Raw genomic sequence first — 12,809 nt, 5'->3', positions numbered from 1 at the left:
GCGACGGTCCGTCAGAGCGGCCAGCCGTCCCGGGTGGTGACGGTCCGGGCGTACGGGCCCTCCGGGCCGGTGGAGCGGTAGGTCTCCACCGCCGAGGCGGTGCGGACCGGGGTGGCGCCGTCGCGGCGGTAGGCCGTCGGGGCGTAGGTGTGGTCCAGGGTGCGGCGGACGCCGTCGGCGGTCTCGCTGCGGTGCCGGCCCATCACCATCGAGGTGCGCTGGCCGTCCTCGCCGTAGCGGTAGTCCACCGTCAGCGGCACGCTCTCGCTCACCGTCTCCACCCGCTGCGGCCCGCCGCCCTTGCGGTGGGTGGTCCAGGTCTGGTCCAGCCGGTTGGCCAGCTGGAGCGCGGCGCCCTCCTCCCGCAGCCGCTGGGTGGAGCCGAAGCTCTGACTGCTGGTCACCTCGGTGCGGACCCGCCCGTGCGAGGTCTGCACCCAGCCCTCGGCCACGTCCTGCCGCCGGGCGGTGACCGTCCAGTCCCCGCTGCCGCCGCCCAGGTCGGTGAGCGCGGTGACCGGCTCGGCGGCGGCCGCCACCTGGTGGCGGGTCAGGGCGCCGGTGGTGCGGGCGCTGCCCTCGTCGAGCTCGGCGAAGAGGTTGAGCTGCCCGGTCCAGGAGTCGTTGCTCTGCTGCTCGGCCTGGTTGAGGGTGACCGAGAGGGTGTGCGGGCGGCCGTCGAGCAGCAGCCCGACGTACGGGGTGAGGTCCAGCCGGTAGGCGGGCAGCTCGAAGGCGAACAGGCCGGGGGTGGGCCGCCAGAGCAGCGGGTCCCATCCTCCGGTGTAGATCACGGGGTACGGCCAGACCGCGCCGGCCACCGTGCCGTCCACGGCCAGCCGCAGCTCCCGGAACGGGCCCTGCCCGCAGTACCCGCGGCCCGGGTTGGCCCGGACGAACTCCTCGGGGGCGGAGGCGTAGGCGAACTCCTCGCAGGCCCCGCCGCCGCGCACGTAGAGCTCGGCGGTGAGCGCCTCCAGGTTGGGCGGGAAGCTGTACTCGCGGGCGGTGGAGAGCCGGGAGCGGTCCAGGGCGAACGGGCCGGAGGTGAGCACCCGGTCGGCGGTGCGGGCGGCCGGCCACTTCGGCGAGGCGGTGTAGAAGGTGACCGAGGCGGAGATCACGAAGACACCGGTGTAGGTCTCGTCGGTGACGTTCGCCAGGTCGAACTCGAAGGGCTGGCTGCCCGTCAGCACCGGGGCGTAGCGGGTGAGGTCACGCTCCAGCCGCCACTCGATGCCGTCCTTGGAGGGCTCGGGGGTGGAGGAGAGCAGCACCTCGACCCCGCCGACCCGGACGGTGAACAGCCGGTCGAACTGCCGCCCGGCCACGCTGCCGTGCAGGTCCAGCGCCACCATCGACCAGGGCCCGGCGCAGCTGGGCGGCACGGCCAGGGTGCCCGCGTACGGGGTGTCCGGCGGGTTCCCGTAGCCGCTGCGGAAGGCCCGCTCGTGCATCACCTCGACGGTGCACGAGCGGGTGTCCGGCCTGGTCAGCGGCTTGGCCGCGGTGAACGGGTCGTGGTAGTCGGTGCCGAAGTCGGCGTGCGCCGGGCCGCCGCCGGCCAGCACGGCGGCCAGGGCCAGCAGGACGGCGCCGAGCGCGCGGGCCGCGCGGCGGGGTATCGAGGGTGCGGGCAAGACGGCCTCCGGGTGCCGGTGCTCTCGGTGCTGACGGACCGTCGTGCTGACGGACCGTCAAGGGCACCGGCATCCTTCCGTCGCTGTACTGAACCTGTCAATCAGCCGGGACAGCTCCCGCCGCAGAGCGAGCCGATGGTGTACGTCCCCGCGAGGTTGCCCCGGTCGCCGGCCGTGGTGGAGCCGATCCGGTCCACGTAGTCGGTGCGGTGGTAGTAGTGGTAGCGCTTGGAGGTCCGGTTCCAGACCGAGCGGGTGTTGGTGCCCGCGTGCATCCAGGAGCACATCGAGCGGGCGTCGGTGGCGTTCTGCGACCAGCGGCACATCTGGCCGCCGCCGTCGCGCTCGGAGAAGAAGCAGATCCAGCCGTCGGGGCAGGCGGACCAGCTCCGCGGCGCCGCCCGCGCCCCGGCGGCGGGCGCCAGGGCGAGCACGGCGCCCAGGGCGAGGGCGGTCAGGATCCGGGTCGGCTTGCGGTGCATCAGAACCCCTCCTCAGCTGAGCAGTTGGAAGGATCGTGTCAGAACGGACCGCCGGTGGACCGGCCGGCCGTCAGGATTCACCCGACCAGGGGGCGCTCAGGGCCGCTGGCAAGCCGGGCACCAGAAGAGGTTGCGCGCCGCGTGCGCCTCCGTGCGGACCTCGGTGCCGCAGACCAGGCAGGGCATCCCGGCCCGCCGGTAGACGTAGACCTCACCGCCGTGGTCGTCCACCCGGGGCGGGCGGCCCATCGCCTCGGGGGTGTGCTCGGGGCGGACGGTGTCGATCCGGCCGATGTCGGCGCCGTCGTGCATCAGCACCACCAGGTCGGCCCAGACCGCGTCCCACTCGGCCCGGGTGAGGTCCTTGCCGGCCCGGTGCGGGTCGATGCCGTGCCGGAACAGCACCTCGGCGCGGTAGACGTTCCCCACCCCCGCCAGCACCTTCTGGTCCATCAGCAGCGCGGCGACCGTGGTGCGGCTGCGGGAGATCCGCTGCCAGGCCACCTCCGGGTCGGCGTCCGGGCGCAGCGGGTCGGGGCCCAGGCGGGCGTGGACCGCGGCCTTCTCCTCACCGGTGAGCAGCTCGCAGGTGTTCGGCCCGCGCAGGTCGGAGAAGAGCTCGTCGTTCTCCAGCCGCAGCCGGACCAGGCCGACCGGGGCGGGGGCCGGGGCCTCGCCGAAGGCGAACACCCCGTACAGGCCGAGGTGGACGTGCAGCCAGCGGTCGGCGGGGAAGCCGAGGAAGAGGTGCTTGCCGTGCGCCTGGGCCTCCGTCAGGACCTGACCGTCGATCAGCCGCGCGCCCTCCGCGAAGCGCCCCTGCGGGCTGGAGACGGCGACGGGGCGGTGCGCGAAACCCTTGGCGTGCTCGGTGGCGAGACGGTGGATGATGTGGCCCTCGGGCAAGACGGTCCCCTCCCGGACGGTGACGGCGAGGGCTCCATTCTCGCAGCCCGGACCGACACGCCGGACGGGCCGGAAGGCCCCCGTCCAGCGACTTCCCAGAGGCGCGACGGTCAGGGTTCACGCCCCCGTCACCTGCGCACCACCCTGCGGCCACCGGTTGAGCCGCCGTCAGTGGGTGGATATGCGCCAGCACCGTCGCACGCCGGCCACCGACCGCAGGAGTCGCCCCATGAGCACCGCCCCCGCCCCGCAGCACCGCAGCCGCCGCCGCGCCGTGCTCGCCTCCGCCGCGGCCGGCCTGCTCGCGGTCACCGGCCTGGGCGCCGTCGCCTCCCCCGCCGCCGCGGCCCCGAACCCGGCGCTCGAGGCCCGGGCCGGCGACCTGCTGGACGTCACCCTGGACCAGCTGCGCCCGACCCAGCCGGCCATCGGCTACGACGAGGTCTACTACAAGCTCGGCCGCTACACCTCCGCCAAGGACGAGGCCAACGGCAGCTTCAACAAGCGCTTCGACGACTGGTGCGAGACCAACGGCCAGGGCGCGGCCGCGACCGTCCAGCCCGGTGCGAAGATCTCCGACGCCTCCACCTTCACCTGCACCATAGCCGTGGGCCAGGAGACCGAGGAGAGCCGCTCCGAGATGAAGACCGTGGTGGTGGGCCCGGGCGGCGCCCTCTACCTGACGGACGGTCACCACACCCTGACCTCCTTCCTGGAGGCCCCCGACGGCGGGCAGAAGCTGCACATCCGCCTGATCGTCCAGGCCAACTACAGCAGGCTCTCGCAGGCCGCCTTCTGGCAGCAGATGCAGGAGCACAAGTGGGTCCGCCTGCTGGACGCGAACAACCAGGCGGTCACCGTGGGCCGGCTGCCCACCCGCCTGGGCCTGGCGGACTTCCAGGACGACCCGTACCGCAGCCTGGTCTACTTCACCCGGGACATCGGCTACGCGGTGCCGGCCGACGCGGCCGAGTACCTGGAGTTCAACTGGGGCGACTGGCTGCGCGGCCAGGGCGTCGGCCTGCCCGGCTCCTACGACCCGGCCAACGCGGCCTCCTACCTGAACGCGGTGCGCACCGCCTCGCAGGCGATGACCGCCGTGCCCGGCTCCACCGTGGTCACCCCGGACGGCCGCACCGCCGACCAGCTCGGCCGGATGGCCGCCTGGAACAACGGCAAGAAGCCCACCGGCGGCGAGTTCGGCAAGCTGAGCGCCCCGATCACCGAGGCCAAGCCCGGCAAGCTCGCCTACGCGCTGGACTTCCGCGCCAAGGTGCCCACCGGCCCGGCCTGCACCACCACCCTGACCGGCCGTCACAACGGCCCGCTGGTGGTCGGCTCCGGCACCACCTGCCTGACCGGCGCCCAGCAGTTCGGCCCGGTGGTGGTCCACGGCGGCGCCAACCTGGTGGTCAAGGGCTCGGACGTGACCGGCCCGGTCCAGGCCGTCGGCGCGGGCACCGTGCAGCTCTGCGGCACCGTGCTGACCGGCCCGTTGAGCGTCGTCTACACCAAGGACAAGCTCACCCTCACCGCGCCCGGCTGCACCCCGAACACCCTGAACGGCCCGGTCCAGCTGGTCGGCAACCCGGCCTGACCGACAGGTCCGAGAGCCCGGGCCGAAGGCTGACGGCCCGTCAGCGGCCCGGCTGTCCCCCCGCGAGGGCGGACAGCCGGGCCGCTATCACGCGGTCCAGCGCGGCCGCCGTGCCCGCCACGTCCAGCTGGGAGTTGTCGATGATCGGCAGCCCGGTGCTGTACCAGCCGGCCATCCGGCCGTGGATCCGGGCCACCTCCTCGTCCGCGAGCCGCCGGTTGCCGCTCCGGCGGGCGTTGCGCATCAGCACCGACTCCAGGCCGGGGAGCAGCACCACCGGGATCATGCCCGGGCCGATGTGCCGCTTCCAGCCGCCGAGGCCGACCGCGGGCTGGTCGGGGAAGACGGCGTCGTCGATGATGCAGGAGATCCCGTTGGCCAGGTAGTTGCGGCAGGCGAAGCCGCAGGTGCGGCGGGCCAGCCGGTACTGCGCCTCGGAGGCGTCGTTCCACCCGGACTGCGGGTCGGCGAAGCCGGCCTGCACCCACTCGCGGACGTCGTCCAGCGAGATGTGCGCGGTCGGGGTGGGTCGGCGCTCGGCCCAGTGCCGGGCCACCGTGGTCTTGCCCGCACCGGCCGGGCCGATCAGCAGCACCGCCAGGGTGGGCTGCACGACGTACGGCGGCGGCACCGGTGGCACGGGGGCGGCGTGCGGCATCGGGAAGTGACCGGTCTGCGGGGGCGGCGCCACCGGGTACGGCGGCCTCACCGGCGGCGGCGGTGCCACCGGGTACGGCGGCCTCCCGCCCGCGGGCGCGAAGGAGTGGCCCGGCGGCGGCACCTGGCCACCCGAACCCCCTGCGTACTGCGTCACTGGCACCTCCCGTCCGGGAGACTACACGGCGCCCTGGTGGCGGGCACAAGCCCGCCACCAGGCAACTGATCGTCCGTCAGGCCGAGCCGACGGCGCTCGTCGTCACTTGGTGACGAGCTGCTCGGCCAGCGCGCGCAGCGCCAGCTCGTAGGAGCCGATGCCGAAACCGGCCACCGTGCCGGAGGCCACCGCGGCGATCACCGAGTTGTGCCGGAAGGTCTCCCGGGCGTACGGGTTGGAGATGTGCACCTCGATCAGCGGGGCGGTCCGCTGCGCGGCCGCGTCCCGCATCCCGTACGAGTAGTGGGTGAACGCCCCGGGGTTGATCACCACGGGGGTCCGCCCGTCGGCCGCCTCGTGCAGCCACTCGATCATCGCCTGCTCGGAGTTGGTCTCCCGGACCTCGACCTCGAAGCCGAGCTCCTTGCCGAGCGCGGTGCAGCGCTCGACCAGGCCGGCGTAGGAGGTGGCGCCGTAGACGTCCGGCTCCCGGCTGCCCAGCCGGCCGAGGTTGGGGCCGTTGAGCACCAGCACCTTGGTCACCCCGGCGGCCGCGGTCACCCCGGTCACCTCGGTCACGAGGACACCTCCGCGTAGGCGGCGACCAGCACCTGCGGGTCCGGACCCTCCAGCACGGAGGTCTTGCCCAGGCCGTCCAGCACGATGAAGCGCAGCAGGTCGCCGCGGGACTTCTTGTCGATCCGCATGGCGTCCAGCAGCTTCGGCCAGGCGTCCGCCCGGTAGCTCAGCGGCAGGCCGACCGAGGCCAGCACCGAGCGGTGCCGGTCGGCCGTGTCGTCGTCCAGGCGCCCGGCCAGGCGGGCGAGTTCGGCGGCGAAGACCATGCCGATGGAGATCGCCGCGCCGTGCCGCCACTTGTACCGCTCGTTGCGCTCGATCGCGTGGCCGAGGGTGTGGCCGTAGTTGAGGATCTCCCGCAGGCCGGACTCCTTGAGGTCACCGGAGACCACGTCGGCCTTGACCTGGATGGCGCGCCGGATCAGCTCCACGGTGTGCGGGCCGGCCGGGGTCTTGGCGCCCTCCGGGTCCTGCTCGATCAGGTCGAGGATGACCGGGTCGGCGATGAAGCCGCACTTGATCACCTCGGCCAGGCCGGAGACGTAGTCGTGCTTGGGCACGGTCTCCAGGGTGGCCAGGTCGGCCAGCACGCCCACCGGCGGGTGGAAGGCGCCGACCATGTTCTTGCCCTCGGCGATGTTGATGCCGGTCTTGCCGCCGACCGCCGCGTCCACCATGCCGAGCAGCGTGGTGGGCATCGAGACCCAGCGCACCCCGCGCAGCCAGGTGGCCGCCACGAAGCCGGCCAGGTCGGTGGTGGCGCCGCCGCCGAGGCCGACGATCACGTCGCTGCGGGTGAAGCCGGTCTGGCCGAGCACCGACCAGCAGTACGCGGCCACCTCGGCGCTCTTGGCCTCCTCGGCGTTGGGCACCTGGAGGGCGATCGCCTCGTAGCCCTCGGCCGCCAGGTCCTCCCGGATCGCCTCGCCGGTGGCCTCCAGGGCCTCCGGGTGGATGATCGCGACCCGCTTGGCCCTGGTGCCGATCAGCCCGCTCAGCTCGCCGAGCAGCTGATGCCCGATCAGCACGTCGTACGGGTCGTGCCCGGCGCTGCCGCCGACGTGGATGGTGACGGTGTCACTCATGCCTTCAACTCCAGTGCTTCCAGTACGGCGTCCGCGACCTGCTCGGGGGTGCGGCCCTCGGTGTCCACCACGGCCGTCGCCACCTCCAGGTACAGGGGGCGGCGGGCCTCCATCAGTTCGCGCCAGCGCGCCCGCGGGTTGATCGCCAGCAGCGGCCGGGGCGCGTCCAGGCCGACGCGCTTGACCGCGTCGCCGAGCGCGACCTCCAGGAAGACCACCGGCAGCTCGCGCAGCAGCGCGCGGGTCTGACCGGCCATCACCGCACCGCCGCCCAGCGAGAGCACCCCGGGGTGCCCGGAGGCGGCGGCCGCGACGGCCGCCACCTCCAGCTCCCGGAAGTGCGGCTCGCCCTCGTCCACGAAGATCTCCGGGATGGGCTTGCCGGCGGTCTGCTCGATGTCCGCGTCGGTGTCCCGGAAGGTGACGCCGAGGCGTTCGGCGAGCAGCCTGCCGACGGTGCTCTTGCCGGCTCCGGGAGGGCCGACCAGCACGACCACCGGTGCGGTCATCGGACGATCAGGTTGTCGAGGTAGCCCTGTACGTTGCGGCGGGTCTCGGAGACGTTGTCGCCGCCGAACTTCTCGGCCACCGCGTCGGCCAGCACCAGCGCCACCATCGCCTCGGCGACGATGCCGGCCGCCGGGACGGCGCAGACGTCGGAGCGCTGGTGGTGCGCCTTGGCGGGCTCGCCGGTGCGCACGTCCAAGGTCTGCAGGGCGCGCGGCACGGTGGCGATCGGCTTCATGGCGGCGCGGACGCGCAGCAGTTCGCCGGTGGAGAGGCCGCCCTCGGTGCCGCCGGAGCGGCCGGAGGTGCGCTTGATCCCCTCGGGGGTGGGCACGATCTCGTCGTGCGCCTTGGAACCGGGGACGCGGGCCAGGTCGAAGCCGTCGCCGACCTCGACGCCCTTGATGGCCTGAATGCCCATCAGGGCGGCGGCCAGGCGGGCGTCCAGGCGGCGGTCCCAGTGCACGTGCGAACCGAGGCCGACGGGCACGCCGTAGGCCAGCACCTCGACCACGCCGCCGAGGGTGTCGCCGTCCTTGTGGGCCTGGTCGATCTCGGCCACCATCGCCTTGGACGCGTCGGCGTCCAGGCAGCGCACCGGGTCCTCGTCGAGGCGGGCCTCGTCGGAGGGCAGCGGCAGCACGCCGGCCGGGGCCTTGGCGGCGGCCAGCTCGACCACGTGCGAGACGATCTCGATGCCGCAGGTCGCCTTGAGGTAGGAGCGGGCGACGGCGCCGAGCGCGACCCGGGCCGCGGTCTCGCGGGCGGAGGCGCGCTCCAGGATCGGGCGGGCCTCCTCGATCGAGTACTTCTGCATGCCGGCCAGGTCGGCGTGGCCGGGGCGGGGCCGGGTGAGCGGCTCGTTCCGGGCCAGGCCGGCCAGGATCTCGGGGTCGATGGGGTCGGCCGACATGACCTGCTCCCACTTCGGCCACTCGGTGTTGCCCACCATGATCGCCACCGGGCTGCCCATGGTCTCGCCGTGCCGGACGCCGCCGAGGAAGGTCACCTCGTCCTGCTCGAACTTCATCCGGGCACCGCGGCCGTAGCCGAGCCGACGACGGGCCAGCGCGTCGGCGACCAGCTCGGTGGTCACCGGCACCCCGGCCGGCAGGCCCTCCAGCGTCGCGACCAGTGCGGGGCCGTGCGACTCACCCGCCGTCAGCCAGCGCAACGTACCCAACGGAGCTCCTTCGTCAGCGGCCCTCAGGCCAGGCGTTCGTTCCCCTCGATCCTTTCATGCCGGGAAACGGAACGGCCGCACGGTCCGCGTTGCGGACAGGAACGGTCCGAACCTTGTCAGCTCGACCGGACCTCGTCAGACACCTTCTGCCAGGGACTTCTCGCCGGCGGCGCGCATCGCGTCCAGCGGTCCGCGCTCCACCCGGGTGAACTGCTCGAACTGGAGCACCGCCTGATGGACCAGCAGGTCCAGGCCGCCCAGCACCGTCGCCCCGCGCTCCGCCACCGCCGCCACCAGGGCCGTCGGCCACGGGTGGTAGAGGACGTCGAAGAGCGCCCCGGGCGCGGCGGGCAGGCCGCCCGCGAAGCCGTCGGTGGCGCCGGCCGGGGTGGTCGAGACGGTCAGCGGCGCGGCCAGCGCGGCCGCCCCGTCCTCCCAGCGCGCCGTACGGAGCGTCAGGCCGAGCCGCTCGCCCAGCTCCCGCATCTCGGCGGCCCGCTCGGGGCTGCGCACGTACACGGTCACCTCGCCGGCGCAGACCTGCGCCAGCGCGGCCAGCGCCGAGGAGGCGGTGGCCCCCGCGCCGAGCACCGAGGCCGTCTCCACCCGCTCGATGCCGCGCTCGCGCAGCGCGTTGACCAGGCCCGGGATGTCGGTGTTGTCGCCGCGCAGGTGCCCGTCCGGGCCGAACACCACGGTGTTCACCGCGTCCACCGAGAGCGCGGCCTCGCTCACCTCGTCCAGCAGCGGCATGACCGCCCGCTTCAGCGGCATGGTCAGCGACAGCCCGGCCCACTCGGCCGGGTCGAGGTCCCGGACGAACCCGGCCAGACCGGCCTCGTCCACCTCGTGCCGCCCGTACCGCCAGCTCGTCAGGCCGAGCGCCTCGTACCCGGCCCGGTGCAGCACCGGGGAGAGCGAGTGCGCGATCGGCGAGCCGAGCACGGCGGCCCGGTGCTGCGTGGTCATCTGCCTTGTCCCCCTGGCTACTTGCAGTGTCCCCGGGCCTTGTCGAAGCCGAGGTTGCGGCCGGTGCAGTACTCCTCGACGTTCTTCAGGTGGTCCGCGTAGGTCTCCGCGAAGCGGGTCTCCTGCGCGTTCATCGCGATGAAGAACAGCCACTTGCCCTGGGCCGGGTCCAGCACCGCGTTGATGGCGTCCTCACCCGGGTTGGAGATCGGGCCGGGCGGGAGTCCGGTGTTCAGATAGGTGTTGTACTTGTTGGACGCGTCGTCCATGTCCTTCTGCGTCAGGTTGGTCCGGCCCAGGCTGTACTGGATCGTGGTGTCCATCCCGAGGCGGTGCTGGGTCTCGTTGCTGCCCAGGCGGTTCTGGATGACGCGGGCCATCTTGCCGAAGTCGGCGGAGTTGTTGCCCTCGGCCTGCAGGATGCTCGCCTCGATCAGCACCTCGTAGCCGTTCTTCAGCCCGGCCTTCGAGGCGTTGGCGTCGAGGTTCAGCGCCTGGTACTTCTCGGCCGCCGTCTTGACCATCTGCTTGAGCAGGTCCTCGGGCTTCATGCCCTCGCTGATCGAGTACTTGGCCGGCCAGAGGAAGCCCTCGATGTTGCCGTTGGCGTACGGGGGCAGGCCGAGGTCGTTCACCTGGTTCTTGGCGACGTTGGCCGTGGTGCCCGGGGGCACCTTGAGCTTGCCGTCGATCAGCTTGTAGATGTCCGAGGCCTTGCGGCCCTCGGGCAGGATGATCGCCGCGCCGCCGGCCGAGTCCACCAGCAACTTGACGGCCGCCTCTGCGGACATCTGGTGGTGCATGGTGAAGAAGCCCGGCTGGATGCCGTTCGCCTTGGGGTTCTTGCCGAAGGCCGTGACGAAGGCGTCGATGCTCTTCACCACGCCGGCGTCCTTGAGCGTCCTGCCCATCGCCTCGCCGGTGCCCGGCTTGATCTCGATCTGCACCGTGCCGGTGCCCTCGCCCGCGAAGTCCGGCGGCGGGCCGAAGTGCTTCTGGTAGAGGTTGTAGCCCCAGTAGCCGCCGCCGGCGAGGCCGCCGATCAGGACCAGGGCGACTACCAGGCAGGCGCCGCTGTTCTTGCGGCCGGCCTTCTTGCCCTTCTCCTTGCGGCGCTTCTCGGCGGAGCGGGAGTCGTCCTCCTCGCCGAAGAAGGACTCCTGCTCCGGGTCGTGCTCCTGGTACTCCTCCTCGGCCCACTGCTCCTCCGGCTCGGCCTCGACCGGGGCCGGAGCGGGGGCGTCCAGCGCGGCGGCCTCGGCCTCCCAGTCGATGCCGTCGGGGCCGGGGCCGGAGACCGGCTCCGGGCGCCGGCGAGCGGGCCGCGGCTGGGCCGGCGGCTGCTGCTGCACCGGCTGCTGCTGGGGCACCTGCTGCTGCTGCTGCGGATAGCCCTGCTGGTACGGCGGCTGCTGCTGGTAGGGCTGCTGGCCGTACTGCGGCTGGGGCTGCTGAGGCTGCGGCTGGCCGTACCCGGGCTGCTGGGGCTGGCCGTACTGCGGCTGCTGCGGCATCGGCTGCTGCGGGTAGCCCTGCTGGGGGTAGCCGTACGGATCGGGCTGCGGCTGCTGAGGGTAGCCGTACTGGCCGGGCTGCGGACCCTGCTGACCGGGCTGCTGACCCTGGGCGTAGCCGCCGTATCCGGGGTCGCCCGGGTGCCAAGGCTGCGTGCCCTGGGGCTGGTAGCCCCCGCCCAGATCCGTCATCGATCCCCTTAAGCCGATCCGGCAAGTCTCTCGAACCGGCGTGCTAGCGACACGCCTGGAGGGAGACGTTACCGTACCGCACGGTACGTCCCCGCTGGACGGACTCACCCTCAGTGGCCGCCGGCGCTCGCGGAGGGACGGGCGGCGCGCGCCGCCTGACGGGTGTTGAACTCGGCGACGTTGCGCTGGTGCTGCTCGAAGCTGTCGGTGAAGCGGGTGTCCCCGGGGGCCACCGTGACGAAGTAGAGCCAGTCCCCCTCGGCGGGCTGGACGGCGGCCTGGAGGGCGTCCCGGCCCGGGTTGGCGATCGGGGTGGGCGGCAGGCCCAGGTGCAGGTAGGTGTTGAACGGCGAGTCCAGCCTGGTGTCGCCGGTCGTGGTGGTGAGGGTGGAGCGGCCCATCGCGTAGTTGATGGTGGAGTCGAACTGCAGCGGCATCCGCTTCGCCAGCCGGTTGTGCACCACCCGCGCCACCTTGCCCATGTCCTCCGGGTTGTCCGCCTCCCCCTGCACCAGGCTGGCGACGGTCAGCAGCTCGTACGGGCTGCGCCCGAGCAGGGTCGCGGCGGTCTCCAGGTCGTCCGCCTTCTGGGCCAGGACGGCCTGACGGACCATCTGCTGGAGCAGGCCGAGCGGGCCGGACTCGGCGGTGACGGGGTAGGTGGCGGGGAAGAGGTAGCCCTCCGGGTTCCCCCCGGCCTCCTCGGGCAGGCCGAGCTCACCGGTCCGCTGCTCGGCCACCGCCTTGGTGGTGCCGGCGGCGACCCCGAGCTTCTGGTCCACGGCCTCGTAGACCTGGGCGGCCCGGCGGCCCTCGGGGATGGTGAGGGCGTTGGCGTTGGCGGGGTCGAGCAGCACGTTCAACGCCGAGGCGGCGGGCAGCTTCTGACGGAGCGTGTAGGTGCCGGGCTGGATCGTGTTGCCGGCCGGGCTCTTGGCGGCCGCCTCGGTGAACGCCCGGGTGCTGGCCACCACGCCCTGCTTCACCAGGGCCTGGCCGATCTGGGCCACGGTGGCGCCCTGCGCCACCGAGACCTGGGCCGAGCCGTTGCCGGAGCCGCTGAAGTCGGCCGCCCGGACCGGCTCGTCCCGGGGCCACCAGAGGTAGCCGACCAGCAGCGCGGCGCCCAGCACCCCGGCCAGCGCCAGCACGCTCAGGCAGCAGGCCAGGCCGGAGCGCAGCCGCCGCGGGTCGGGCGGCGCGGCGCCGGGCGGCGGGCCCGGGGTCCGGCCCTCGGGTTCGACCGCGGGGGCGCCCAGGTGACCGGGCGTCAGGCCCGGCGCGCTGTACGGATCGGTCACGGCCTCGTCCCCTCCGGCTGCCCTGGAACCCGGGAGTCGG

12 protein-coding genes are annotated in these 12,809 nt (G+C 73.3%); 1 reads left to right on the top strand and 11 read right to left on the bottom strand.

The window, feature by feature from the left end; all coding sequences use genetic code 11:
- Positions 1–11: 11 nt before the first annotated feature.
- The 3 genes from ACZ6ZR_RS18835 to ACZ6ZR_RS18825 form a co-directional block, all read right to left on the bottom strand.
- Positions 12–1,640, bottom strand: coding sequence for a peptide-N4-asparagine amidase (locus tag ACZ6ZR_RS18835; protein WP_465643677.1), 1,629 nt, complete (start codon positions 1,638–1,640; stop codon positions 12–14).
- A gap of 101 nt (positions 1,641–1,741) precedes the next feature.
- Entirely contained in the window at positions 1,742–2,122 is a 381-nt protein-coding gene (locus ACZ6ZR_RS18830; RefSeq protein ID WP_465643675.1) for a peptidase inhibitor family I36 protein, read from the bottom strand.
- A gap of 96 nt (positions 2,123–2,218) precedes the next feature.
- Positions 2,219–3,028 (bottom strand): Fpg/Nei family DNA glycosylase, encoded by an 810-nt coding sequence (locus ACZ6ZR_RS18825; protein WP_465643673.1) that lies wholly within the window; start codon positions 3,026–3,028, stop codon positions 2,219–2,221.
- Between the two features lie 229 nt (positions 3,029–3,257).
- Between ACZ6ZR_RS18825 and ACZ6ZR_RS18820 the strand changes: the two genes are divergently transcribed.
- On the top strand, positions 3,258–4,625 hold the full coding sequence (locus tag ACZ6ZR_RS18820) for a ParB/Srx family N-terminal domain-containing protein (protein ID WP_465643671.1): 1,368 nt from the start codon (positions 3,258–3,260) through the stop codon (positions 4,623–4,625).
- A 40-nt stretch (positions 4,626–4,665) separates the two neighbouring features.
- Here the strand turns inward: ACZ6ZR_RS18820 and ACZ6ZR_RS18815 are convergent, their stop codons facing one another.
- The 8 genes from ACZ6ZR_RS18815 to mltG (ACZ6ZR_RS18780) form a co-directional block, all read right to left on the bottom strand.
- Positions 4,666–5,439 (bottom strand): AAA family ATPase, encoded by a 774-nt coding sequence (locus ACZ6ZR_RS18815; protein WP_465643669.1) that lies wholly within the window; start codon positions 5,437–5,439, stop codon positions 4,666–4,668.
- Positions 5,440–5,541: 102 nt separating this feature from the next.
- Positions 5,542–5,982 carry a type II 3-dehydroquinate dehydratase gene (aroQ, locus tag ACZ6ZR_RS18810; protein WP_465643801.1) on the bottom strand — a complete coding sequence of 147 codons (441 nt, stop codon included), beginning with the start codon at positions 5,980–5,982 and terminating at the stop codon, positions 5,542–5,544.
- A gap of 32 nt (positions 5,983–6,014) precedes the next feature.
- Positions 6,015–7,103 (bottom strand): 3-dehydroquinate synthase, encoded by a 1,089-nt coding sequence (gene aroB, locus ACZ6ZR_RS18805; RefSeq protein ID WP_465643667.1) that lies wholly within the window; start codon positions 7,101–7,103, stop codon positions 6,015–6,017.
- Entirely contained in the window at positions 7,100–7,612 is a 513-nt protein-coding gene (locus ACZ6ZR_RS18800; protein ID WP_465643665.1) for a shikimate kinase, read from the bottom strand. Before ACZ6ZR_RS18800 ends, aroB begins: the two co-directional genes overlap by 4 nt.
- Complete coding sequence (aroC, locus tag ACZ6ZR_RS18795) at positions 7,609–8,793, bottom strand: chorismate synthase (RefSeq protein WP_465643663.1); 1,185 nt, start codon at positions 8,791–8,793, stop codon at positions 7,609–7,611. The genes ACZ6ZR_RS18800 and aroC overlap by 4 nt, the downstream gene beginning before the upstream one ends.
- Before the next feature lie 135 nt (positions 8,794–8,928).
- Positions 8,929–9,762, bottom strand: a complete 834-nt coding sequence (locus tag ACZ6ZR_RS18790; protein ID WP_465643661.1) for a shikimate dehydrogenase — start codon at positions 9,760–9,762, stop codon at positions 8,929–8,931.
- A 17-nt stretch (positions 9,763–9,779) separates the two neighbouring features.
- The gene (gene mltG / locus ACZ6ZR_RS18785) at positions 9,780–11,468 is read right to left on the bottom strand and encodes an endolytic transglycosylase MltG (RefSeq protein WP_465643659.1); all 1,689 of its coding nucleotides are present in this window, start codon (positions 11,466–11,468) and stop codon (positions 9,780–9,782) included.
- Between the two features lie 110 nt (positions 11,469–11,578).
- On the bottom strand, positions 11,579–12,769 hold the full coding sequence (gene mltG, locus ACZ6ZR_RS18780) for an endolytic transglycosylase MltG (RefSeq protein WP_465643657.1): 1,191 nt from the start codon (positions 12,767–12,769) through the stop codon (positions 11,579–11,581).
- Between the last annotated feature and the right edge of the window lie 40 nt (positions 12,770–12,809).

This window comes from Kitasatospora sp. NPDC088742 (assembly GCF_055584905.1).
This window is presented reverse-complemented; position numbering and strand designations above follow the sequence as displayed.

Bases quoted from the DNA above. Each gene is read 5' to 3' on its own strand.
- aroB (WP_465643667.1), bottom strand. From the start codon at position 7,103: ATGAGTGACACCGTCACCATCCACGTCGGCGGCAGCGCCGGGCACGAC.
- ACZ6ZR_RS18820 (WP_465643671.1), top strand. From the start codon at position 3,258: ATGAGCACCGCCCCCGCCCCGCAGCACCGCAGCCGCCGCCGCGCCGTG.
- mltG (WP_465643659.1), bottom strand. From the start codon at position 11,468: ATGACGGATCTGGGCGGGGGCTACCAGCCCCAGGGCACGCAGCCTTGG.
- ACZ6ZR_RS18800 (WP_465643665.1), bottom strand. From the start codon at position 7,612: ATGACCGCACCGGTGGTCGTGCTGGTCGGCCCTCCCGGAGCCGGCAAG.
- ACZ6ZR_RS18830 (WP_465643675.1), bottom strand. From the start codon at position 2,122: ATGCACCGCAAGCCGACCCGGATCCTGACCGCCCTCGCCCTGGGCGCC.
- ACZ6ZR_RS18790 (WP_465643661.1), bottom strand. From the start codon at position 9,762: ATGACCACGCAGCACCGGGCCGCCGTGCTCGGCTCGCCGATCGCGCAC.